Below are 23,074 nucleotides of genomic sequence, written 5' to 3' on the forward strand. Positions count from 1 at the left end.
GCGGTCATCGGCTCTCTTCGCCCGTCAGGGACAGCCGGTCCGCGGCACGGCGGCCCCTGCGCGGGTCGAGGACCGGCACCGCGTCGAGCAGTTGCCGCGTGTAGGGGTGCCGAGGGGTGCGCAGCACCGCGGCCGTCTCGCCCACCTCGACCAGGCGCCCCCGGCGCATCACCGCGACCCGGTCGGCCACCTGCCGTACGACGGCCAGGTTGTGCGAGACGAACACATAGGTGAGGCCCAGCCGGCTCTGCAGATCCGCCAGCAGGTCGAGGACGGTGGCCTGCACCGAGACATCCAGTGCGCTGGTGGGCTCGTCGAGCACCAGCAGACGGGGCCGGAGCGCCAGGGCCCGTGCGATCGAGACGCGTTGGCGCTGACCGCCGGAGAACTCGTGCGGATAGCGGTCCTGGATGCCGGCGTCCAGGCCCACGGCCTCCAGGAGTTCCCCGACCCGTTCCCTGGTGCGGGCCCGGGCGCGCCGCCCGCGGGCCTCGGGATCGTGGGTGACCAGCGGTTCGGCGACGATGTCGGTGATGCGCATCCGCGGGTTCATGCTGGAGTACGGGTCCTGGAGGACCACCTGCATCTGGCGGCGTACGGCACGCAGCCCGGCGGGGGAGAGGGCGGCGAGGTCCTGTCCGTCGAAGCGCACGCTTCCGGCGGTGGGCTCGACGAGCTTGAGCAGCAGCCGGGTCAGGGTGGTCTTGCCACAGCCGGACTCGCCGACCAGGGCGAGGGTCTCCCCTTCGTGGACCTCGAGCGAGACGTCGTCGACGGCCACGTTCACCGTCCTGGTGCCGAACTCCTTGCGCAGGCCGACGAGTTCCAGGAGGACCTTTCCGCCCGGGGGCGCGGGCGCAGCGGCTTCGGTGGTCATGCCGCCTCCAATCGCGGGGTGGCGGCGAGCAGTTCGCGGGTGTAGTCGTCGGCCGGACGGTCGAAGACGTCGAGCACGTTGCCGGTCTCGACGACCTTGCCCCGGTTCATGACCACGACACGGTCGGCGGTCTCCGCCACGACCGCGAGGTCGTGGGTGATCAGCACGACCGCCATGCCGTGCTTGTCCTGGAGGGAGACGAGCAGGTCGAGGATCTGGCTCTGCACGGTGACGTCCAGGGCGGTGGTCGGCTCGTCGGCGATGAGCAGGCGGGGCCGGCCCACCAGCGCGGTCGCGATCATCACGCGCTGGCGCAGGCCGCCGGAGAGTTCGTGCGGGTACTGCCGGTAGCGCAGGGCCGGGTCGGGTATGCCGACCTCCTCCAGCGTGTCCAGCGCGGCGTCCCTGGCCTCGGCGCGGGAGATGCCGGTGTGGTGCCTGAGCACCTCGGCCACCTGCGCCCCGACGCGCTGCAGCGGATCGAGGCAGGTCATCGGGTCCTGGAACACCATGGCGATGTCGCGGCCCCGGATCCGGCCGAGTTCCTTCTCCGAGAGCGTCAGCAGGTCACGTCCGTCGAAGAGGATCTCACCGCCGGCGTAGACACACGGAGGGCTCGGGTTCAGGCGCGGCACGGACAGTGCGGTGGCGGTCTTCCCGCTGCCCGACTCGCCGACGATGGCGAGCGTCTCACCGGCCCGGACGTGGAGGGAGACGTCCCTCACCGCGTGCACGACGGAGGTCTCGAGCCTGAAGTCGACGCTGAGGCCGTTGATTTCCAGCAGCGGCTGCTCGTCGGCCGGCCGCTTCGACGGGTCGGTTGTCGGTCGGTCGATGGTCATCGGCGGTAGGCCTTCGGGTCCGCGACGTCCCGCAGGGCGTCGCCGGTGATGTTGATGGCGAGAGAGGTCAGCATCAGCGCGATGCCGGGGAACACGGCGACCCACCAGGAGGTGCCCAGATAGAGCTGGCCGTCGGAGAGCATGGCGCCCCAGGTGACCGTCTCCTTGGGCACGCCCAGGCCCAGATAGCTCAGGGACGCCTCGGCCACGATCGCGGCGGCGACGTGCAGGGTTCCGATGGTGGCCAGCGGCGCCATCACATTGGGCAGCAGATGGCGGCGCATGATGGTGACGTCGGTGACGCCGATCGCCCGGGCCTCGGTGATGAAGTCGCGGGTGCGCAGCGACATCACCTCGGACCGCACGACGCGGGCGTAGGAGACCCAGCCGGTGAAGCCGAGCACCAGGATCACGTACCACAGACCCGAGCCGAGGAAGCCGACGATGGCCAGGGCCAGGAGCAGCGAGGGGAAGGCGAGCTGGACGTCGGCCAGCCGCATCAGCACCCGGTCCGCCCAGCCGCCGAAGTAGCCGGAGGCCAGTCCCACGACGGTGCCGATGACACCGGCGAGCAGGGCGGCCCCCGCGCCGACGAGCAGCGAGACCCGGGCGCCGTAGATGACCCGCGAGAGCATGTCGCGGCCCAGCTGGTCGGTGCCGAGGAGGTGGGCGCCGCTGCCGCCGTCCTGCCAGGCGGGGGGCCGCAGCCGCAGGAGGAGGTTCTGCGCGTTGGGGTCGTAGGGGGCGACGAGCGGTGCGAACAGGGCGGCGATCAGCAGGACGGCGAGTACGGCGAGCGCCAGGACGGCGAGCTTGTTGCGCAGCAGCGCGCGCAGCACGACGGACCGGGAGCCGCCGGCCGGTGCCGCCGCCGGGGCATGGCCGGTCGCGGCAGGTGACATGAGGGTCATCGGGACGTCCTCACCCTCGGGTCGAGGAAGCTGTAGGAGAGGTCGACGAGCAGGTTCACCACGACGAAGGTGGCGGCGAAGAACAGGACGGTGGCCTGGACGAGCGGGAAGTCGCGATTGGAGATCGCCTCGACGGTCAGCTGTCCGACTCCGGGCCAGGAGAAGACCCGTTCGGTGAGGATCGCCCCGCCGAGCAGATTGCCGACCTCCAGACCGATGACGGTCACCACCGGCAGTGAGGCATTGCGCAGCCCGTGCCGGAGCACCACCTTCAGCGGACCGAATCCCTTGGCGCGGGCGCTGCGGATGTGGTCGGAGGACAGCACGTCGATCAGCGAGGAGCGCAGCAGCCGCGCGACGACGGCCACGGAGTAGACGGCGAGGGTGACGGCTGGCAGCACCAGGTTGGCGAAGGTGCCGTAGCCGGAGGCGGGCAGGGCCTGCAGCCACACGGCGAAGACCAGGATGAGGAGGATGCCGACCCAGAACGGCGGGGTGGACTGGCCGAGCAGGACACCGGTCATCACGGTGTGGTCGGAGCGGCGGCCGCGGCGCATCGCGGCGAAGATGCCCGCCGGGATGGCGATGACGAGGGTCACCGCGAGGGCGGCGGCGGCCAGTTCGATCGTGGCGGGCAGCCGGTCGGCGAGGATTTTGCTGACGGGCTGGCCGTAGACCAGGGAGTCGCCGAGGTCGAGGCGGGGCAGTCCCCAGAGGTAGTCGAGGTACTGCGTGAGCAGCGGCCGGTCGAGTCCGAGGGACGCGCGGAGCACGCTCTCCTGGTGGGCCGTGGCGTCGGGCGGCAGCAGGATCTTCACGGGGTCGCCGGAGAGCCGTACGAGGAAGAACGAGACGGTCGCCGTGCACAGCAGGACGAACAGCGCGATGCCCAGGCGCCGGAGGACGATGCGCAGCAGCCGTGCCGTGTCCCGGTGGCGCGACGGGGCCTCCGCCGGGGCGGGCGGCTTGTCGAGGGTGAGGGCGCTCATCAGGAGACCTCCGCGCTCTCCATGGCGAGGACGCCTGCGGATCCCGGCGTCCAGCGGGGGCGGTCGTTGCGAGCGAAGATGTTGTCCAGCTGGTAGAGGAAGACGAAGGGTGCTTCCTCGCGCATCAGCCGCTGCAGATCCGAGAAGGCCTCTTTGCGTTTCGTGGGGCTTTCGGAGAGCTCTTCGATGTCGATGAGGCGGTCGGCTTCCTTGGAGTGCCAGCGGCTCTGGCGCCGGTCGCTGCGTACGTTGGACTGCACGATGCTCTGGCCGTCCATCGTCCAGACGGTGCTGGCCGCCAGGTAGATGGGGCCGAGCGCGCCCCGGTTGTCGGAGGTGAGCCGGGCGGCGTACGTACCGGGGTCGAGCAGGTTGACCCGGGCCCGCACCCCTGCTCGGGCCAGCAGCCCCGACAGGGCCTCGGCCACGTTGGAGTCGACGTTGGAGGCGGTGAGCGTCGTGGAGAAGCCGTGTGGGTGGCCGGCCTCGGCGAGGAGGGTGCGCGCGGTCTCCAGGGAGCGGGTGAAGGGCTTCACCGTGGGGTCGAAGCCGAAGGCGCCGCGCGGCACGAGGGCGGGTGTCTCGGTGGCCTTGCCGCCGAGCACGGCCTTGATCAGCAGGGGGACGTCGATCGCGTGGTTGAGCGCCTGGCGCACACGACGGTCCTGGAGCGGGCCCCGCTCCAGGGTGTTCAGGGACAGATAGGAGGTGCGGATCCCCGTATAGCCGTCCAGCGTGACACCGGAGTAGCCGTCGAGCTGCTGGGCTGCGTCCGGGGTGAGTCCGGCGACGAGGTCGACGCCTCCGCTCTGGAGGGCGGCGAGGGAGGACGAGGCGTTGGGTGCGGGGCTGAAGACGAGGCCGTCGACGCTCGGCCGTCCGTTCCAGTGGTCGGCGTAGGCCCGCATGCGCAGTTCGTGGTCGCGCCGCCAGCTGACGAAGGTGAACGGGCCGGTGCCGACGGGGTGTTCGGCGAACGCGGCGTCGCCCGCCTCCGCGAGGTGGCGGGGCGGCAGGATCACGCCGCCGAACAGGGAGAGCTTGGCGGGCAGGATCGGGTCGTGCACGGTGGTGTGCACGTCCACGGTGAGCCGGTCGACCACGGTGACGCCCTTGACGTAGCGCAGCTCGACGATCGGTGACTTGGTGGCGGGGTCGAGCAGCCGCTCGATGCTGAACGCGACGGCCCGCGCGTCGCACGCCTCACCGTTGTGGAAGGTCACCCCGGGGCGGAGGGCGAAGCGCCAGGTGCGGGCGTCGGTGGCCTTCCAGGAGAGGGCGAGCCTGGGGTGCAGCTGGTTGTCGCGGCCGCGGGTGGTGAGCGTGTCGAACATGTTGATCAGGACGTTCATGGACACCATGTCGCCCTGCTTCTGCGGGTCCAGCGTCTTGGGGTCGCCGGGCTGGGAGACCCGCAGGACGTTGCCGGCCCCGTCCGCGGCGGCGTTCGTGCCGCACGCGCTCAGGAGCGCCGGAGCGCTGAGGGCCCCGAGCAGCAGACCACCGGTCCGCAGGACGCCGCGTCGGGTGGGACGGCCGCGGTCCACCGTGCGCCCCTGATGAATTCGTTCCATTGAACAACACCTCCGTTCCGTCAGATGGAATGCGGTGGGGTTAAGCTAAGCGACATGGCGGAGGTGGTCAACACCCGATCGGGCGGCGGGGAACGCGTGAAGGGCCCGCAGGGCGGCGGCTACCGCGCGGGCCCCCGGCCGCCGGGCCCGGCGGCCGCGGCCCCGAACGCTCAGCCGCTGGGGAAGGGAGCCTTCGTAAGCTCTTCGGAGACCTGCCAGACGCGCTGGGCCTCCTCGGTGCCGCGAAGACGCGAGTAGAGCCTCTGCTCTCCGGGAGGGCCGCCCAGGTGCCCGAGTCCGCGCGGCCCATAGAACCCGCCACGCACGGCGTCGGGGGAGGTGGCGGCATAGAGGGCGGGAAGTTGCGCGGTGTGGACCGTCCCGACGAGGAGGTCTCGGGCGGACAGCGCCCGGATCATGCGCACGTTCCGGGTGTCCTGGTCGCGTCCCACCTCGGGGCGGGCGGCGAGCAGGTTCGTCGGGGCGACCCCCGGATGGGAGAGGTTGCTCGTGATGCCCCAGCCATGGGCCCGACTGCGCCGGTCGAGTTCGAGGCCGAAGAGCCCGAACGCGATCTTCGACTGGCTGTAGGCCTTCATGCCGTCGTAGGAGCGTTCCCAGTTCAGGTCGTCCCAGTTGATGGCGCCCTGATTCGCCGCGACGCTGATCTGTGAGGTCACGCGCGCGCGGCCGGCGCGCAGCAGCGGCAGCAGATGGGCCACCAGGGCGAAGTGGCCGAGGTGGTTGGTGCCGAAGTGAAGCTCGAACCCGTCGGCGGTCGTCTGCCGGTCGGGCGGGGTCATGACGCCGGCGTTGTTGACGAGGAGGTGGATCGGCCGGTCCTCCTCTCGCAGGGTCTTGCCGAGGGCTGCGACGGAGGCGAGCGAGGACAGGTCGAGCTCGCGGAGCGACACGTTCGCGTGGGGAATCGTCCGACGGATCGTGGTGAGCGCGGCCTCCCCCTTGCGCGGGTTGCGAACGGGCAGGAGCACATCGGCCCCGGCCGCGGCGAGCCTCGTGGCGATGCCGATCCCGATGCCGTCGCTCGCTCCGGTGACGACGGCGCGCCTGCCGGACAGGTCGGGAACGGTGATGTCGATGGTCTCGCGTGGCATGGGCCCACTCCTGGGTTGTGTGGCGTTGCCCCCACCGTCGTGGAAGACGGCGGCGCCATTCAGGGCCCCTCGATCCACTGATCAGGAAGTCCGGGCTCCGGCAGGATCCGTGGCGGCCGTAACGCGTGAAGGGGGGATTGACAGTCCGTGGATGCCGAGATGCGCGGGCGGTAGAAATGAGCCCGAAGGAGGCACGCAGGGTGACGGAGGCGCGCATGGTGATCGATCGGACCGGACTGGCGGAGTTCCTCCGGCGCCGCCGGGAGTCGCTGCAGCCCGAAGACGTCGGCCTCCCGCGCGGACCACGCCGCAGGACAAGCGGGCTGCGACGGGAGGAAGTGGCCGCGCTGTGCCACATGTCGACCGACTACTACGCGCGGCTCGAGCGGGAGCGCGGACCCCAGCCGTCCGGGCAGATGATCGCCTCCATCGCGCAGGGACTCCACCTCTCCCTCGACGAGCGCGACCATCTGTTCCGGCTCGCCGGACAGACCCCGCCCCCGCGGGGCGCGGACAGCGAGCACATCAGTCCCGGTCTGCTGCGCATCCTCGACCGGCTGCACGACACTCCCGCGGAGATCGTCACCGAGCTCGGCGAGACGCTGCGGCAGACCCCGCTCGGCATCGCGCTCACCGGCGACCAGACCGTCTACCGCGGCCCGGCCCGCAGCCTCGGCTACCGATGGTTCACCGACCCCGCCGCGCGACAGCTCTACGCCCCCGACGACCATCCGTTCCTGACCCGCATGTTCGTCTCGGGCCTGCGCGGGGTGGCCACACTGCACGGTCCCGTGTCCCGCGCGGCCCACTACGCCGACCTGCTACTCGCCCGGAGCGAAGAGTTCCGCCGGGTGTGGAACGACCACGAGGTCGGCATCCGGCCCCACGAGGTGAAACACTTCGTCCACCCCGAGCTCGGCGCATTGGAGCTGACCTGCCAGACGCTGCTCGATCCGGACCAGTCGCACTTCCTGCTCGTCTACACCGCCATTCCCGGCAGTGAGAGCTACGAGAAGTTGCAGCTGCTGTCGGTCATAGGAGCGCAGGCGCTGCGCTGAGGGGGTTCACCCTCCACAGACTGCCGCCGCGGCGGGGTCACCTCAGGGCGTATCGCCCGTGAGGTGCACATTGTGCGCGGTGACCGGTTCCCCGCACTGGTCGCAGGTCAGCCTCGGATGCGTGGGCGATCCGCATACGTCGTGTGTCCAGGCCACCTTGGATCCGCTGCCCGCCGGCTCGTCCGGGAGGTAGGTATTGCCCCATTCCATCAAGATCTGGATCGCCGGGAAGAGATCGAGGCCGGCCTGGGTGAGGCGGTATTCGTAGTCGCTGCGGATCGGACCGCCCGCGTAGCGCTCCCGGGTCAGCAGGCCGACGTCCACGAGCTTGCCGAGCCGGTTCGACAGAGTGGGGCGCGGAATGCCCAGGTTCTGGGCGAACTGTCCGTAACGGTGGACACCGAAGAACGCTTCGCGGAGGATCAGCATCGTCCAGCGCTCGCCGACCAGATTGAGGGTCCGCGTGACCGAGTCGTCGCCGCGCGAATCCGGGGGCTGCGCCTCAGGGGTGTCCGTCACCGGGTGATCGTATCCCGTCTCCGTCGGCCGACCGCTTCGCCCCGATCGGCCCCGAGACGAGGTCCGCGGCATGTTCCCTGATGAAAGCCAGGGTCTTGGCACCGTCGGGGTCGTCCGCCGTCGTGGGCACCAGCCCGATGTGGTCGGCGCCGGCGTTGAAGTAGCTCTCGATGCGTCGCAGTACTTCAGGGCCTGAGCCGATCGCGCCGACGGCCGCCGGAAGCTCGGGGGGAATCTCCGCGACGAGCGCATGGCGGTCGGCGGCGGAACGGGCCTTGCGGACGAGGCCGCCGAAGCCCAGTGCGGTGAACATCTCGCCGTATCCCGGTGGGCGGAGGTACACGGCCAGCTGCGAGGCGAGCTGGTGGTAGGTGGCCGGATGCGGTTCGACGGAACAGGTGACCCACACCGCGAGCCGTGGTGCGGGCAGCCCGCGGGCGTCGGCGATGGCGTCGATCGACGCGCGGACCCGGGCGATGTGTTCCGGCGCCACCAGGTTCAGCACGACCTCGTCCGCGGTCTCCGCCGCGACACGTGTCATACGTGGCCCGAACGCCGCGACGCTGATCGTGGCGTCCGGTTGTGGCCGGCGCAGCCGGAAGCCCCGTGTGCGGATGTGCCGGCCGGAGAAGGCGGCCCGTCCTCCATCGAGGAGTTCGCGCAGCACCGCGACCGATTCCCTGGTGCGCTGCGGGTTGCCGCTCCAGCTGCGGTCGTGCCAGTCGGAGACGATGTGCGGGCTGGACGCTCCCAGTGCCACATCCACGGGTGTGCCCGTCAGCGTGGCGACGCTGGCGGCCCCCATGGCGATGGCGACGGGGGAGCGCACGCCGACGGCGAGGGGGCCGGCCGTCAGCCGGGGGATCGAGGTGCTGGTGGCGACGGCGGTGGCGAGGGCGAACACGTCGAAGGTGGCCATCTCGCCGAGCCACAGCCGCTCGAAGCCGCATGCACTCGCCTGGTGGGCGATCCCGAGCGCTTCCAGGTCGGGCCGGTCCAGCCAGTACGGAAGCACCACGCCGAGCGATCGCCGCCTCACAGCTGCGCCACGTGCGTCGGGAGGCCGAGCAGGATGCGGCCGGTGGTCTCCCACGTGGCCGGGCTCACCTGGAGGTGGGCGGTGGCGGTGGTCGCGTCCCGGAAACGGCGCTGGAGCGGCGAGCTCTCGTACACCGCCGATCCGCCGCCGAGGTCGTACATGGCGCGGACGACCTCGGCCGATGTGCGCGCGGCGTGGGCCGCTGCCAGCCGCAACCCGGTGCGAAGGCCGAGCCCCACGGTGTCGGCGGTGCACGCCGCCTGCCAGGCGTCGTCGATGGCGGAGTAGAAGAAGGCGCGTGCGGCGCGCAGGGCGGCCTCCGCCTGTCCCACGGCGGCCTGCGTGGTCGCCTTCTCCGCCAGGGTGCGCCGCGAGCCGGTGGCCACCTTGCGGCCCGCGAGGTCCATCAGGTCATCGATCGCCCCGCGTGCGTTGCCCAGCGCGGCCGCGGCGATGGACAGCGCGAAGTACCCGTAGATCGGGAACCGGTAGAGCGGAGCGTCGATCAGCGGACCGTCGTCCAGGGCCAGTACGCGGTGGTCGGGGACGAACACCTCCTCGGCCACGGCGTCATGACTGCCCGTCGCGCGCAGGCCGGAGGTCTGCCAGGTGTCGAGTATCCGTAGCTCTTCGGCCGGGATCCCGACCGCGCGCAGCGTCGGCACACCGTCCTTGTCGCCACGGCCGTCGTCCAGGACGCAGCCGCCGAAGAAGTGGTCCGCGTGCGTGATCCCGCTGCAGAACGACCAACGGCCGGAGACGACCACACCTCCCTCGACAGGGCGGGCCTTCGCCCGCGGCGCCCACACGCCCGCCGCGATCGCGCGCGGGTCACCGAAGGTCTCGGCGGCACCCTTCTCCGGAAGGTACGCCGCGAGCAGGCTGCTGGTGAGAGCGATCGAGACGCACCAGCCGGTGGCGGCGTCGCCGCGCGCGATCGTCTCGGCGCATGCGAGTGAGACGGCGGGCGGGGCCTGCGCGGCTCCGAGGGTCCCGGGAGCTCCGCAACGCATCAGTCCGGAGTCACGGAGCGCGTCGACCAGCTCCGGGCTCAGCCGGCGCTCCCGTTCGCTGTCGGCGGCCGCCGCCTGCGCCTGGAGACGGATGCGCTCCGCCGCCTCCCTGAGGCTTTCCTGATTCGCGTCCGCCTCGTGAAGCGTGTGGGGCATGGGAGACCTCTCCTCGGCGCAGGTGCTTCGGTGGCAAGTAGTTCATTTGCTTTACTAGTTCAGTCGTTATACTTTCGCTCCGCGCCGCGGCAGTCAAGTCGAAGACGGCAGCATGCGGTCGGCGGACGTGACAGACCATCACCGAAGGGAAACCATGGACATCAATCACCGGATGGTGCTCGCCGCACGCCCCGAAGGCGAGGTGAAGGACACCGACTTCACCCTCACCACCGCTGAGATACCCGCACCGGGCGAGGGGCAGGTCGTCGTCAAGGTCGACCTCATCTCCATCGACCCGGCGATGCGGAGCTGGATGAACCCGGGCGCGTCCTACGTGCCCCCCGTGGAGCTCGGCGCCGTCATGAGGGCCGGCGGGATCGGCACGGTCATCGCGTCCCGGCACCCCGCATACGCGGTCGGCGACGAGCTCTACGGAGCCTTCGGCGTTCAGGAGTACGCACTGTCCGACGGCACGGGCCTGCACAAGATCGACACCTCGATCGCACCGAGGACGACGTACCTCGGTGCGCTTGGCATCACCGGCCTCACCGCCTACTTCGGCCTCTTCGACGTCGCCCGCATACGGCAGGGCGACACCGTCGTGGTCTCGGGCGCGGGGGGTGCCGTCGGCAGCATGGTGGGTCAGATCGCCAAGATCACCGGCTGCCGCGCCATCGGTATCGCGGGTGGCCCGGAGAAGTGCCGGACCCTGGTCGAAACGATCGGCTTCGACGCGGCCATCGACTACAAGAGCGACGACGTGCGGAAGGCCTTGCGCGAGTACGCCCCCGGCGGCGTGGATGTGTACTTCGACAACGTCGGCGGCCCGATCCTGGACGCGGTGCTGACCAGGCTCGCACGCGGGGCACGCGTCGTCATCTGCGGCGCGATGTCCCAATACAACGACCAGCGCCCGAAGGGCCCGGCGAACTACATGTCGCTGCTCGTGAACCGGGCGTCGATGACCGGCATGGTCGTATTCGACTACGAGGACCGCTATCCCGAGGCGACCCGGCAACTCGCCCAGTGGCTTGCGGAAGCCAAGCTGACCTCGGCCGAGCACGTGGTGGAAGGCGGCCTCAAGGACTTCCCGGGCCTGCTTCGGGGCCTGTTCACCGGGGTCAACACCGGAAAGCTGATCCTTCAGCTGTAGGGCCGGCGGAACACCGAGGATTCCTGTCTGCCGGCGGACAGAACATGTCGCCCGGCACCTCTGTGCACACCGCCATTTTCCATCCGGGGAGCTGCGATGGCCGAATCCGAGAATGAGCCGCTGACCTCTGCCTTCCGCGAGGTGATGGCCGGTGTGGCCACACCGGTGACCGTCGTCACCGCGATGGACGGACGACGGCCGCACGGCACCACGGTCAGCGCTTTCGCGTCGTTGTCGATGCGACCTCCCATGGTCCTGATCGCCCTCGACCGTCGTTCCGAACTCCTGGCGCTGATCACGTCGTCACTGCGGTTCGGAGTCAATGTCCTGGGGCACGGGCAATCCGCGCTGGCGCTGGCCTTTGCCCGCAAGGGAGGCGCCGGAAGGTTCACCGGCGTGTCCTGGGAGGTGGATTGGGGCGTCCCCCGGCTGTCCGCCGCCCCCGGCTGGCTGGCCTGCGAGATGGCGGATGTGGTCGAGGGAGGAGACCACGTGATCGCCCTGGGCAACGTCCTGGCGACCCGAGCCGCCGAGGGTGCCCCGCTCACCTACCACGCCCGGGCCTTCGGCACCCATGTCGCGCTGGCATAGACCTGGCGGGCAGCCGCATCACGCCGACGCCCGCGTCGAGGAGTCAGGAGATGAGCGAGCGGCCTGTGGGTGCCAGTCTCAGTGTCCGGGGGGCCGCTGTCTGTTCTCTGTCGATGCCCGACAGGATCTCCCGGCCGCGGGGGTGGGCCCGTACCTCGGCACGGTGCCGGCGGCACGCATCTTCGTCGGGGTAGGACGTGAAGACGGCGGCCACGTTCTCTCCGGTGCGGACCGGCAGCCTGGTGAAGGTGTTGTGCGCCGTCTCGGTGGTCAGGACGGCGAGTGGTGCGGGTCCCGTCGTGTGGAGCACGGGGAGGAGGCCGTCCTGGATGAGCGCGATGCCCTCGGGCCGTCCGGGAGGGAAGGACCACACGGTGGCGGACACGAACCGATCCGGTGCCGGAGCACCGGTCCCGGGCCGCTGGGACGGGCGGACGGCGAAGCCGCTCCCGGCTGACAGGGGCCGCATCAGCAGGACGTCGTCGGAGTCGACCATGGTGGCGTTGGCCTGGGGGCCGTGCTCGGCCCACACCGGTCCGCCGTAGAAGGCCGTCAGCGCACGGTGCCGTGCCGCCATGTCCTCGAACCCGCGCAACCAGACGAAGCGGTCCGGATCGTCGAGGTCCCGAAACTGGGCGAGCACGACCATCCCCGTCTCCTCCTGCGTTTCGACGAACTCCCGGTCGAACAGTTCGATGAGCTCATCGCGTCGGCCGGGACGCAGTGTGTACTGCCGAAGCTCGATCACGGCAGGGCGGCAGGCAAGGTCGGTGGGGGACATGGCGCGACAACTCCTCTTCGGCGCTCTTCTCCGGGCGCGGACTCCCCGGCTGGTGGGGTCCGAGCCGGACGTGGATCGACGCTAGGGGAGCCGTGTGCCACCTGCTGTCAGGGTTTCCGAGGAGAATTGCGCCCATGTCCGCAGGCCGATTGCTGTCGCTGCTGTTGTTGTTGCAATCCCGTGGCCGCATCTCGGCCCCCGGGATCGCCGGTGAACTGGGGGTATCCGTACGGACCGCCTACCGTGACCTGGCGCGTCTGCAGGCCGCCGGGGTCCCGGTCTACGCGGAGCCCGGTCGCGGGGGCGGCTATCAGCTGCTCGATGGCTATCGCACCCGGCTCACCGGGATGACCGAGGGCGAGGCACGGGCGCTGTTCTTCGCCGGACTGCCCGGGCCCGCCGCCGACCTGGGCCTCGCGGCGGAGGTGACGGCGGCACGGCTGAAGCTCCTGGCCGCGCTGCCGACGCAGCTGCGCGAGGAGGCGGCGCGGACCGCGGCGGTGTTCCACCTGGACGCTCCCGGCTGGTACCGGGACCCCGAACCGGCGCCGCAGCTGGCCCTGTTCGTCGACGCGCTGCTCACCGGGCGTGCGGTGGAGGTGCGCTATCGCCGCTGGCGCGCGCCGCAGGAGGTGAGCCGCCGCCTACGTCCCTACGGCCTGGTGCTCAAATCCGGAAACTGGTACCTCGTGGCCGCGGGGGAGAGCCGGATCGCGACCTACCGGGTCGCCCAAGTCCTCGACGCGGTGCTGAGCGACGAGCGGTTCGAGCGGCCGCGGGGGTTCGACCTGGGCGCGTACTGGGCGTCCTACCTCGACGATTTCCAGGCACGCCGCCACACCGGCACCGCCACCATCCGCCTGTCCCCGAGGGGACGCCGGCGTCTGCCCGACAACGTCCCCGCGGAGGTGGTGCGGGCGGTCGACTCCACCGCGACCGCCGTCGGCCACGACGGATGGGTCGAGGCCGTGATCCCGACCGAGAGCATCGACCACGCCTGCGGTGAGCTGCTGCGGCTCGGTATCGACGTCGAGGTCGTCGCGCCGGCCGAGCTGCGCCAGGCCATGGCCGCCACCGTGGGCGTACTCGCCCGGGCCTACGGACTTCACTGACGTCCGGGGCGCGCGGTCTCGTCTCGGGGCCGGGTGTCACCGTGTGATGACGGGCGGCCTGCTCCTCGCGGACAGCTCATGCCCGGAGTTCTTCGCCCAGTGTGGCCAGCCAGTCGCTGGTGCCCTGCTTCCGCCAGCTCGGTTCCTCCCTGCCGTCGAGGAAGGTCGCCTGCTCGGTCAGGGTGAGCCGGGTGCCCTCGCCCTCGGCGGTGAGCTCGATCGTGGTCGTCGACACCGTGGCAAGGGTGTCGTCGGCAGTCAGTGTCGAGGAGTAGACGATCCGCTGATCCGGGACGATGTCGTGGTACACCGAGGTGAACGCCAGCTCCTTGCCGTCCGGCGTCCGGCCACGGATCAACTCCCGCCCACCCGCACGGAAGTCCAGTTCATGACTGCCCCCGGACCCGAACCAGCGGGCCTTCGCGGCCGGATCGGCCCAGGCGGCGAACACTCGCGGAGGTTTTGCGGGGTAGACGCGTTCCAGGTCGAACGTGGTGTGCGTGACGGTCATGATGTGGTCCCTTCTGATGGGCCCGGCTCGGCGAGGAAGTCGCCGAGGTCGTCGAGCCTGGTCTCCCAGGTGGTGCGCTGCCGCCCGAGCCAGCTTTCGCCGGCCCGCAGGGCCTCCGGTTCGATCCGGCAGGTGCGGACCCGGCCGACCTTCTCCGACCGGACGATCCCGGCGGTTTCCAGCACCTGAAGGTGCTGGACGACCGCGGCGAGCGACATGGTCAGCGGCGCGGCGAGCTCGCTCACCGAGGCGGGTCCGCGAATCAGCCGCTCGACCAGCGCACGTCGGGTCCGATCACCCAGAGCCCGGAAGACCAGGTCCAGTCGCTCTTCATGGTTAAGCACATTCTTAAGTGAAGGCTCGTCGGGGCATAAAGTCAAGCAGTTGCTTAAGTAATCTCGGATCGTCGCCCGAATGAAGCGCTGCCGATCAGGTTGCGCTAACCAAGAGTTAGTGCTTTCCTTTGGTCACTGCTTCCGAGCTGCCCGTTCGGACTATGCGAGTGTCCCCAGAGGAGTAATTCACCGTGACCACCCCTGTAGTGTCCATCGCGTACCACTCCGGCTACGGCCACACCGCCGTGATCGCCGAGGCCGTCCGCGCCGGCGCCGCCGAGGCCGGCGCCGAGGTGCACCTGATCAAGGTGGACGAGATCACCGACGAGCAGTGGGAGACGCTGGACCGCTCCGACGCGATCGTCTTCGGTTCGCCGACGTACATGGGCACCGCGTCCGGCGCCTTCCACGTGTTCGCCGAGGCGTCCTCCAAGCGCTGGTTCCAGCTGGCCTGGAGGGACAAGCTGGCGGCGGGCTTCACCAACTCCGCCTCGAAGAGTGGCGACAAGCTGCACACCCTGCAGTTCTTCCAGATCCTCGCCGGCCAGCACGGCATGCACTGGGTCAACCTCGGCCTGCACCCCGGCTGGAACAGCAGCACGGCATCCGAGAACGACCTCAACCGCCTCGGCGTCTTCGCGGGCGCGGCCGCCCAGACCAACAGCGACGAGGGCCCGGAGGCCGTTCACAAGGCCGATGTGGCCACGGCCGGACACCTGGGCCGCCGGGTGACCGAGACCGCCAAGGTGTTCGCGCGGGGGAGTGCCGCCGCGTAGCGCCGCGCATGTATCCGAGGCTATGCGCTCCGCGCTGACTGCCGAATGATCAGGTCGGTCAGCAGGGCCAGCGGCGGCCAGCCGTCGCGACCCCGGCGGGCGACGGCGAAGGCACGCAGGACAACGTCCGGCCCGGTGAGCGGCACCAGATGGACACCGGGCAATGTGGCGGTGCCCATCGGCAGCAGTCCCACGCCCATCCCTGCCGCGATCATGCCCTGTACGAGGTCGAGGTTGTCCGCCTGGTGGGTGAGATGGGGGGTGAAGCCGGCCATGGAGGCGAGTGTCCGGATGACGGTCTCGTCACCGGTGTTGCGCGAGTTGCCGATCCAATCCGCCGTGCGGAACCAGCGGAAGACCTCCGGGGCGCCCGGTGCCGAGGGGCGGGCGACGTGGTCAGGAATGCCCAGACCCCAGGGAGCGGTCCACAGGGGGGTGATCGTGACCGCGGGGTCCGGCTCGGCCGGTGCCAGGTTGTAGTCGTAGGTGAGCGCGAGATCGGCCTCGTCGTTGGCCAGCAATTTCAGGGCTTCGGCGGGTTCGTGCTCACGGACCAGGATGCTGAGCTCAGGATGGCTGGCGGACAAACCGTTGATGATGGGCAGCAGTTGGGCTCGGATGGCGGTGGCGAAGCCGGCCACGCGCACGGTGCCGGTCGGCGGGGCGTCGGGGCTCAAGTCCCGCTGCGCGGCCTCGACCGCCGCGAGGATCGTGACGGCGTGTTCCGCCAGGCGGCGGCCCGCCGGGGTGAGCCTGACCTTGCGTCCATGCGGCTCGATCAGTGCCGTGCCCATGTCCTGAGCCAAAGCGGCGACCTGCTGAGAAACCGTCGAGGTGGTGGTGCCGGTGGCCTCGGCCACGGCGCGCATCGAGCCTCGCCGGGCCAGCTCGGCCAGCATCTGCAGGCGGCGTGTTTCCATCCCTCCATTGTCCATGAATCCCGAACGAATCATTCAGGATCGACACGTGGACGTGAACGGTGTCGAGGATCTGTACTGGGCCCATGAACGCTCCCCAATCGCCCGAGGCCCTTCCTGCCCACCGCTCGCGCCATGCCGGCGCCGCGGCCGGTCTGCTCATGGCCGCCACCTCGATGTCCACCGTGCAGCTCGGATCGGCGCTGACCGTTCCGCTGTTCGGACAGCTCGGCGCGCTGGGCACCGCGGGGCTGCGCCTGGGCTGGGCGGGGCTGATTCTGCTGGTCGCCATCCGCCCCCGGCCCCGTGACTTCGGCTCCCGGGATCTTCATGCCTGCATGGTGCTCGGTCTCGTGACCGCCGGAATGATGGTCTTGTTCATGCAGGCGATCGCCCGTCTCCCGCTGGGGACCGCAAGCGCACTGGAATTCCTGGGACCGCTCACCGTCTCCCTCTTCGGCCCGAGGAAGGGACGCCTCCTGTGGGCGGCCGCGGCGGCGACGGGCGTCGTGCTGCTGACCGAACCCTGGCATGGCGGCGCCGACCTGGTAGGAGTGGGGAGCGCGCTGCTCGCCGCGGCGTGCTGGGCCGCCTACATCCTGCTGACCCAACGGGTCGGTGATCGCGTCACCGGGCTGAAGGGACTGGCTGTCTCCATGCCGGTCGCGGCGGTGCTGGGGCTGACCCTCGCCGCCCCGGACCTCGCCGGACGCCTCACGTGGTCACCGCTGTGGACCATGCTGGCCCTGGCGGTGCTCAGCCCCGTCATCCCCTTCGCTCTGGAGTTTCTCGCCCTGCGCCGTCTGACCGCGTCCGCGTTCGGCACTCTGATGAGCCTTGAACCCGCCATCGCCCTCATGGTCGGTCTGCTCGTTCTCGGCCAGCGCCCCGGGGCGGCGGCGACACTGGGCCTGGTGCTCGTGGTCGTGGCCAGCGTCGGTGCCACCCGCGCCGGTGCCCGTCCCGCGGCATCCGCCAAAGAGGTACTGGCTTCTTCGGCCTGCGTCTGACCTCAGAGGAAAACGCGAGCGATATCAAGCCACTTCTGCGCATCCTCGCCGACCGCCGTGAGGTCGGTCTCGGCTCGGGTCCTGCGCCGGGTGACGCGAAGGCAGAAGTCGAGGGCACAGCCCTGAATCCGCTGCATGGCCTCTTCCGGGCCCCATGCCCAGGTCTGGCCGTCGGGACCGGTCAGCTCGACACGGAACGGCTCTTCCGGAACAGGCAACTGGGCAGCGTGGAAGGACAGCGTTCGCCCAATCACTCCCAATGCGGCCACATGGTGGAGCCGAGTCGTGGGGCGGTGTGAGACACCCAGTGCATCGAAAATGTCCTGCCCATGAGCCCACGTTTCCATGAGTCGAAGCGGGACCATAAGTGCCGGGGTGAGCTGCGAGCCGTACCATGGAAAGCCATGGTCCAGTGGAATGTCACGCAGCGCCGCCGCCACCTCGGTTCGGCCGGCGCGCCATTGTTCCAGCAGTGCTGATCGCGGTGTGGCCGCTCCGGCGGCAGCGTCAAGATCGGCGTATTGGCTGCCCGCGGCCTCTGCCTGCTTCAGTACGGCGTCGAACGCATCCGGAGTCCGTATGGCGATGAGAACGTTCGCATCGGCTGAGGCGAGATGAGCGATCTGGTGGGCGATCGTCCACCCCGCTGCCGGGGTGGGCCTGGTCCAGTCGGTCTGCGCCGATACCAGGGCGTCGAGTTCATCTCCTTCGGCCACCAAGTCGGGCAGCGCAAGATCGTGCTCTACGCTGGACATGTCAAGGCCGTAGTCCAACATCGGTGTCACCTTCACACATTGACGGCAACGGGTCTGTCCCGCTGGGAGGGGCGAAGTTGATCTCGTGTGATCAGGCTACCTGAGGTTGATTCCTGTCAACTTCTGTCCGCCATCCGCTGTTTCGCTTGGAGGGGACCATGTCCACATCCATCGGTGTGCCCGCCGATCCGACGTTGAGCTATCGGGCTATCGAGAACTTGATCGCACGCTACGCGGAACTCGTGGACGACGGTGATTTCGCGGGGCTCGGAATACTCCTCGCCGACGCCACCTTCACGGGCACGGGCGAGCCGGTGAGCGGGCGCGACGCCATCGAGAAGATGTTCCACGACACTCTCATCGTCTACGCCGACGGCACGCCGCGCACCCAGCATGTCACCACCAACGTTGCCATCGACGTCGACGAACCGGCGGGCACGGCGGTCTCGCGTTCCTATGTCACCGTGTTCCAGGCGCTGCCCGATCTGCCGCTGCAACCCATCGCCGCCGGTCGGTACCACGACCGCTTCGAGCGCCGTGAGGGGCGGTGGCGCTTCGCGGAGCGACGGGTCCGCATCAACCTGATCGGCGATGTGAGTCGCCATGCGCACCAGGCCGCCGCACGGCGGTAGTCGCCCGGAGGGGCCGCGCCCCCGGACAACCGGGTCGCGGCCCCTCGGCTTGTCTCGCCTCAGATCATGAGCAGCAGCCGCGTGTGCGGTACCAGCTTCCGGTTCACACTGGTGCTCTGCACGAATATCGTGAAGTCGTCGTTGTGGTCCGGCTTCACGCGAACTTCCGTGTCCGGCAGGCCGAGCAGGGATCGGGCCTCCGGCCCGGTGTACACCCGGTCCGTCTTCTTCTCCAGAACCGCGATCTGCTTCCGCGCCTGGATCTTCTCCGATTTACTCAGCTGATAGAACGCACCACCGGTACGGTAGGTGTGCCCGCATTCGATGACCCATTCGCGGATCGCCGCTTCGCGGGCCACCGGAATCAGCTGGTATTCCGATGGATTCACCGGGGTGAGGCCGGCTGCCTTGATGGTGTCCTTGTTGACCGCCTCCGCACCGGTGGAGAACACCGCCCGCGATCCCCGGATGCCCTGGGCCCGGCCCATCATAAAGTTCTCAGTGGCCTGCTGGATAACCTGCCCGGCCTCTTCCAGGCCCTGTGTGCTCGTGGCGTCCCAGATGGCGATGTTGTCCTTCGGGAAACCGCACTGCATGGCCTCGCGCTTGCCCATCTGGTCCGGCACAAGGACGGCCAGTGTCCAGTTGTCCTCCTGCGTCTGCATCAGCTGGGCCACGGCCTGCACGAGCTCGCGCGGATTCCTGGTCGGGGCATCCGGGCAGCGATGACTCGCGTTCTCCTGGCCGTCCGTCAGGACGAACGTCAGGAAGCTGTGGTCGCCGTACAGTTGAGCGGTCTGGGCAAGCTCCCGCTGCGACTTCAGTGTGGCCGCCAGCAGAGCCGTCATTCCACCGACCCGGTAAAGCTGCTTCAGGGACGGCATACGCAGCACGTCCTTGTCGTAGATGACGCACTCCACCTTGTCCGCGAACACATAGACCGTGACGCGGGTTTCCTGGTCGAGTTCCTTCGAGCGTCGGGCCAGATACGCAATCTGCTGGTCGGCGACTTCGACGACCTTGCCGCTCAAATGTGACATGGACGAACTGGCATCCAGCACAAGAGCAACGTGATTGATGTAGTTCTGGGTTCCGGACATGGACGCTCCCCCTTTTTCCTTCTCGATGTTCCTACCTTCTCACCCACCACTGACAATCGATGGGGAGCACGAGCCCTTGCAGGCGGGTGGAGGATGTCAGGAGGAGAAGTGCACGTAGTCGAAGCGTGCGGTCACTCCCTCACCGGCCGGGGAGACGAGGCCGATGCGCGGGTCGGAGCCAGACGGATCGAGTCCTCCGGGCTCCGGAAGGCGATCAGCCCGGGCCTGGCTGCGCCCGTCGGGGGCGTCGGTGAGCGGGAAGTGCAGCCTGGTCTCGACCGTGTGCCCCCACCCGGCGCGGTCCGAGCAGCACCGCGGGCCCGGGGTACGGCAAACCCGTCAGCTCCCGCGCGGTGATCGCGGTCGGCATCAGCAGCACACCGTCCGAGAGGCCCCCGCGATGGCGCAGCACCTCCAGCTCCCGCTCGCGGTCACCCTCGGTGGGGCTCCAGCACGACGCTGATGCCCTCGGCCTCCGCTAGATCGAAGACCGCGGCGGCCAGCGGCGCGCAGTAGCCGTTGCCCGAGGTCCGGCAGGGCGAGCGTCACCGTGTCCGTCGCCCTCGAATCGAGGCCGCGGGCCAGGGGGTTGGGGCGGTAGCCGAGCTCGTCGATCGCGTCCCGCACCCGCTGCCGGGTCTCCTCGCGGACGCTCCCGCGGCCGCGGACCACGCTCGACACCGTGCTCGCCAAGCCCCTTCCGCCAAGGCCGACGCCGCATGCGGGGGCGGATGAGGGCTATGCGGCAACGCCACACCCGCCGGGCATACGGGATCGTGTGTGGAGTGAAATCGCTTGAAACAGGCGTGATTCATGCAGAATTAACCATGGACTCGTCCCGGCTCGCGGCCGGGTGAAGGGGCCCGTGACTTCGGGGAATTCCCTACTACCAGGGGCTACGGGGGTCGATCGCGAACCTGGGAAATCATGGCAGCGAGTGTTGACAGATGATGGTTACCGCTCGAACATGAGCGGAAATCATCAAGATTTTGCAGTGTAGCCCCACGACATCATGCCCGCCCGCAGGAGGACGTGAGTGCGCACCCGCCCGCGCAGACCGCGCAACACCCGCAAACGTGTCATGTTCCCGGCCGCCGCTCTCGCCCTGACGCTCATGCCGTCCGTGGGCGGCCCCCTCGCCACACCGGCGCAGGCGGACCCCGCGGTCCAGGTCGAGGTGACCCATGACCCAGGTGTCCTCGCCGTGTCCGTGCCGGCCACCAGGAAGACCCCGGGCTACGCCGTCGACATCGCCACCGATGAGCTCGCCCTCACCACCCGGCGCGCCGGTGAAACCGCGCTGAGCACCGCGCGCGGTGACACGGGCGGCCTGCGCTTCCGGTCCGGAGGCCACTGGCAGCACGCGACCGAGGTCACCGACTCGAGGTGGAAGGACGGCGTCCTCACCCTCACCGCGGACACCACACTCGACGGCGCCACGGTCACGGCGCGGCTGACGCCCACCATGGACCGCTACCAGCTCGACTGGGATGTCGAGGGCGGCAGCCCCGACCAACTCGGCCTCGCCTACGACCTGTCATCGGCCGGCCACTGGTACGGCCACGGCGAGGCGGAGACCCCGCAGGGCGGCCCCGGTGTCGACCAGCCCTGGCCGCTCGACACCGGCGAGGTCGACCACAACACCTTCGGCCCGGCCTCGTACAACATGATCGACCCGTTCTGGTACACCTCCAAGTCGACCGGTCTCCGCGTCGACACCGGGAACGTCATGGACGTGGCGCTCAACAAGGGCGGGGACGGCCTCGGCACCTTCACCGTCGAATCGCCCGACACCTACAAGGCCACCGTGTTCGTCGAGTCGACCCCGCTGGAGGTCTACCGCGACTACATCGGCATCGTCGGCAAGCCGAGCAAGAGCGATGCCACGTACGAGCAGTACGCCAAGCCGCTGTGGAACTCGTGGGCGCAGTTCTACACCAAGGTCGACCAGGAGAAACTGCTCGATTACGCCACCGATCTCCACGACAACGGCCTTGACGGGCACACCATCCAGCTCGACGACAAGTGGGAGTCGAACTACGGCAATCTGACCTGGGACCCCACGACCTTCCCCGATCCCAAGGCCATGTCCGACAAGATCCACGACATGGGGTTCGACTTCGGCCTGTGGGTCACCCTCTGGATCAATCTGGACTCCACCAACTACCAGTACGCGGCCGACCACGACTATCTGCTCATGGACGCCGAGGACACGAGCAAGCCGTGCGAAGTGACCTGGTGGAACGGCCGGGCCGGGATCATCGACCTGGCGAACCCCGACGCCAAGGCCTGGTACGAGGGCAACCTCAAGAAGCTCATGGACACCTACGATGTCGACGGGCTGAAGTTCGACACCCGCTTCTTCGACGAGAAGTGCGCACCGCACGAGGGACACCAGGCCACCGACTACCAGAAGCTCGGCACGCGGCTCGCCGACGAGTTCGACCTCCAGGGCGCGGGCATCCGGGTGCACTGGGACCGGACGGCCCACGAGGCCGGCTTCGTCACCCGGCAGGTCGACAAGGGCACCGGCTGGGACTCCCTGCGGGCGGCCACCACCCAGAACCTGGCGATCTCCACGATCGGCTACCCGTTCGTCGAGTCGGACATGATCGGCGGCTCGAGCAGCCAGCCCCCGCCGACCAAGGAGGTGCTGGTGCGATGGGCGCAGTCCGCCTCGCTGATGCCACTGATGTACGCCTCGACATCACCGGTGGACACCAATGACTCCACCACCGGCCAGAAGGTGGACTACGACCAGGAGACGGTCGACCTGTACCGGCAGGCGATCCAGACGCACCAGAAGCTCGCCCCCTACATCTGGGATCAGGTCCGGAGCACCCTGAGGACGGGCGACCCGATCATGCGTCCCTTGTTCTTCGACTTCCCGAAGGACAAGGAGAGTTACACCGTCACCGACGAGTGGATGCTCGGCCCCGCCGTACTCGCCGCACCCAAGCTGAGCACCGGCGCCACCCGCACCGTCCATCTGCCACAAGGCACCTGGTACGACGTCAACCGCGGCACGGTGGTCCACGGCCCCAAGAACCTCAAGGGCTACGCGGCGCCGCTCGGCGTCACCCCGACATTCGTCAACCTCAAGGCCAAGGGCGCCGCCAAGGCCGTGAAGGCCCTGAAGCGCGCCGACGTTCCGGCCCCTCCCTCCTGATCCTGATCGGCCCCGACGCCCCGGCCACCGGCTCCGGCACGCCCTTCGAGACGACCACCGAGGTGGCCAACTGATCGGGCTTACGCCGGGGCCGTGGTGTCCGCGCCTGCCGCAGGGAGGGGAAACTCGCGCACGGCGG

The 23,074-nt window shown here is 69.4% G+C and carries 24 protein-coding genes; 8 read left to right on the forward strand and 16 right to left on the reverse strand.

From position 1 onward, the window contains the following. Positions 1–4 precede the first annotated feature (4 nt). From J8403_RS42470 to J8403_RS42495, 6 genes are all read right to left on the reverse strand, one after another. Positions 5–877 carry an ATP-binding cassette domain-containing protein gene (locus J8403_RS42470; RefSeq protein WP_211127879.1) on the reverse strand — a complete coding sequence of 291 codons (873 nt, stop codon included), beginning with the start codon at positions 875–877 and terminating at the stop codon, positions 5–7. Next, entirely contained in the window at positions 874–1,719 is an 846-nt protein-coding gene (locus J8403_RS42475) for an ATP-binding cassette domain-containing protein (protein ID WP_211127880.1), read from the reverse strand. The genes J8403_RS42470 and J8403_RS42475 overlap by 4 nt, the downstream gene beginning before the upstream one ends. Then, positions 1,716–2,630 (reverse strand): ABC transporter permease, encoded by a 915-nt coding sequence (locus J8403_RS42480; RefSeq protein ID WP_161563055.1) that lies wholly within the window; start codon positions 2,628–2,630, stop codon positions 1,716–1,718. The genes J8403_RS42475 and J8403_RS42480 overlap by 4 nt, the downstream gene beginning before the upstream one ends. After that, entirely contained in the window at positions 2,627–3,619 is a 993-nt protein-coding gene (locus J8403_RS42485; RefSeq protein WP_211127881.1) for an ABC transporter permease, read from the reverse strand. The genes J8403_RS42480 and J8403_RS42485 overlap by 4 nt, the downstream gene beginning before the upstream one ends. Next, positions 3,619–5,193 (reverse strand): ABC transporter substrate-binding protein, encoded by a 1,575-nt coding sequence (locus tag J8403_RS42490; RefSeq protein WP_211127882.1) that lies wholly within the window; start codon positions 5,191–5,193, stop codon positions 3,619–3,621. Before J8403_RS42490 ends, J8403_RS42485 begins: the two co-directional genes overlap by 1 nt. Before the next feature lie 170 nt (positions 5,194–5,363). Continuing rightward, positions 5,364–6,308 (reverse strand): SDR family oxidoreductase, encoded by a 945-nt coding sequence (locus J8403_RS42495; protein ID WP_211127883.1) that lies wholly within the window; start codon positions 6,306–6,308, stop codon positions 5,364–5,366. A gap of 215 nt (positions 6,309–6,523) precedes the next feature. On the opposite strand from J8403_RS42495, the gene J8403_RS42500 reads away from it, so the two are divergent. Beyond that, on the forward strand, positions 6,524–7,366 hold the full coding sequence (locus tag J8403_RS42500) for a helix-turn-helix transcriptional regulator (protein ID WP_211127884.1): 843 nt from the start codon (positions 6,524–6,526) through the stop codon (positions 7,364–7,366). A 42-nt stretch (positions 7,367–7,408) separates the two neighbouring features. Here the strand turns inward: J8403_RS42500 and J8403_RS42505 are convergent, their stop codons facing one another. From J8403_RS42505 to J8403_RS42515, 3 genes are read right to left on the reverse strand one after another with little or no spacing between them, the layout of a single operon-like run. After that, positions 7,409–7,885 carry a winged helix-turn-helix transcriptional regulator gene (locus tag J8403_RS42505; RefSeq protein WP_211127885.1) on the reverse strand — a complete coding sequence of 159 codons (477 nt, stop codon included), beginning with the start codon at positions 7,883–7,885 and terminating at the stop codon, positions 7,409–7,411. After that, positions 7,869–8,924, reverse strand: coding sequence for an LLM class F420-dependent oxidoreductase (locus J8403_RS42510; RefSeq protein ID WP_211127886.1), 1,056 nt, complete (start codon positions 8,922–8,924; stop codon positions 7,869–7,871). Before J8403_RS42510 ends, J8403_RS42505 begins: the two co-directional genes overlap by 17 nt. Continuing rightward, positions 8,921–10,093 (reverse strand): acyl-CoA dehydrogenase family protein, encoded by a 1,173-nt coding sequence (locus J8403_RS42515; protein ID WP_211127887.1) that lies wholly within the window; start codon positions 10,091–10,093, stop codon positions 8,921–8,923. The genes J8403_RS42510 and J8403_RS42515 overlap by 4 nt, the downstream gene beginning before the upstream one ends. Before the next feature lie 154 nt (positions 10,094–10,247). Here J8403_RS42515 and J8403_RS42520 point away from each other — a divergent pair, with 154 nt between their 5' ends. Together J8403_RS42520 and J8403_RS42525 are read left to right on the forward strand one after the other, a co-directional pair. Further along, complete coding sequence (locus J8403_RS42520) at positions 10,248–11,246, forward strand: NADP-dependent oxidoreductase (RefSeq protein WP_211127888.1); 999 nt, start codon at positions 10,248–10,250, stop codon at positions 11,244–11,246. 96 nt (positions 11,247–11,342) lie between these two features. Then, positions 11,343–11,837: a flavin reductase family protein gene (locus tag J8403_RS42525; protein ID WP_211127889.1), complete on the forward strand. Its 495-nt coding sequence runs from the start codon at positions 11,343–11,345 to the stop codon at positions 11,835–11,837. Between the two features lie 43 nt (positions 11,838–11,880). On the opposite strand, the gene J8403_RS42530 is transcribed toward J8403_RS42525, so the two are convergent. Then, positions 11,881–12,618, reverse strand: coding sequence for an NIPSNAP family protein (locus J8403_RS42530; protein WP_211127890.1), 738 nt, complete (start codon positions 12,616–12,618; stop codon positions 11,881–11,883). 134 nt (positions 12,619–12,752) lie between these two features. Between J8403_RS42530 and J8403_RS42535 the strand changes: the two genes are divergently transcribed. Continuing rightward, positions 12,753–13,730 carry a helix-turn-helix transcriptional regulator gene (locus tag J8403_RS42535; RefSeq protein ID WP_211127891.1) on the forward strand — a complete coding sequence of 326 codons (978 nt, stop codon included), beginning with the start codon at positions 12,753–12,755 and terminating at the stop codon, positions 13,728–13,730. Positions 13,731–13,806: 76 nt separating this feature from the next. Here the strand turns inward: J8403_RS42535 and J8403_RS42540 are convergent, their stop codons facing one another. Together J8403_RS42540 and J8403_RS42545 are read right to left on the reverse strand one after the other, a co-directional pair. Next, the gene (locus tag J8403_RS42540) at positions 13,807–14,241 is read right to left on the reverse strand and encodes an SRPBCC domain-containing protein (protein ID WP_211127892.1); all 435 of its coding nucleotides are present in this window, start codon (positions 14,239–14,241) and stop codon (positions 13,807–13,809) included. Then, positions 14,238–14,585 carry an ArsR/SmtB family transcription factor gene (locus J8403_RS42545; RefSeq protein WP_246586258.1) on the reverse strand — a complete coding sequence of 116 codons (348 nt, stop codon included), beginning with the start codon at positions 14,583–14,585 and terminating at the stop codon, positions 14,238–14,240. Before J8403_RS42545 ends, J8403_RS42540 begins: the two co-directional genes overlap by 4 nt. A gap of 182 nt (positions 14,586–14,767) precedes the next feature. Here J8403_RS42545 and J8403_RS42550 point away from each other — a divergent pair, with 182 nt between their 5' ends. Then, on the forward strand, positions 14,768–15,352 hold the full coding sequence (locus J8403_RS42550; protein ID WP_211127893.1) for a flavodoxin family protein: 585 nt from the start codon (positions 14,768–14,770) through the stop codon (positions 15,350–15,352). A 20-nt stretch (positions 15,353–15,372) separates the two neighbouring features. Here J8403_RS42550 and J8403_RS42555 read toward each other — a convergent pair whose 3' ends face one another. Next, positions 15,373–16,272, reverse strand: coding sequence for a LysR family transcriptional regulator (locus J8403_RS42555; protein ID WP_211127894.1), 900 nt, complete (start codon positions 16,270–16,272; stop codon positions 15,373–15,375). Positions 16,273–16,355: 83 nt separating this feature from the next. Here J8403_RS42555 and J8403_RS42560 point away from each other — a divergent pair, with 83 nt between their 5' ends. Next, the gene (locus J8403_RS42560) at positions 16,356–17,279 is read left to right on the forward strand and encodes an EamA family transporter (protein WP_246586259.1); all 924 of its coding nucleotides are present in this window, start codon (positions 16,356–16,358) and stop codon (positions 17,277–17,279) included. 2 nt (positions 17,280–17,281) lie between these two features. On the opposite strand, the gene J8403_RS42565 is transcribed toward J8403_RS42560, so the two are convergent. Then, positions 17,282–18,055: a TIGR03084 family metal-binding protein gene (locus J8403_RS42565; protein WP_211127895.1), complete on the reverse strand. Its 774-nt coding sequence runs from the start codon at positions 18,053–18,055 to the stop codon at positions 17,282–17,284. Between the two features lie 137 nt (positions 18,056–18,192). Between J8403_RS42565 and J8403_RS42570 the strand changes: the two genes are divergently transcribed. Beyond that, the gene (locus tag J8403_RS42570; protein WP_211127896.1) at positions 18,193–18,666 is read left to right on the forward strand and encodes a nuclear transport factor 2 family protein; all 474 of its coding nucleotides are present in this window, start codon (positions 18,193–18,195) and stop codon (positions 18,664–18,666) included. A gap of 59 nt (positions 18,667–18,725) precedes the next feature. Here the strand turns inward: J8403_RS42570 and J8403_RS42575 are convergent, their stop codons facing one another. After that, the gene (locus J8403_RS42575) at positions 18,726–19,766 is read right to left on the reverse strand and encodes a vWA domain-containing protein (protein ID WP_211127897.1); all 1,041 of its coding nucleotides are present in this window, start codon (positions 19,764–19,766) and stop codon (positions 18,726–18,728) included. 369 nt (positions 19,767–20,135) lie between these two features. Beyond that, on the reverse strand, positions 20,136–20,447 hold the full coding sequence (locus tag J8403_RS44505) for a LacI family DNA-binding transcriptional regulator (protein WP_281428002.1): 312 nt from the start codon (positions 20,445–20,447) through the stop codon (positions 20,136–20,138). 355 nt (positions 20,448–20,802) lie between these two features. Between J8403_RS44505 and J8403_RS42585 the strand changes: the two genes are divergently transcribed. Continuing rightward, positions 20,803–22,935, forward strand: a complete 2,133-nt coding sequence (locus J8403_RS42585) for a glycoside hydrolase family 31 protein (RefSeq protein ID WP_211127899.1) — start codon at positions 20,803–20,805, stop codon at positions 22,933–22,935. The last annotated feature ends 139 nt before the right edge of the window (positions 22,936–23,074 follow it).

The organism is Streptomyces yatensis (assembly GCF_018069625.1).
Taxonomy (GTDB): Bacteria; Actinomycetota; Actinomycetes; order Streptomycetales; family Streptomycetaceae; genus Streptomyces; species Streptomyces yatensis.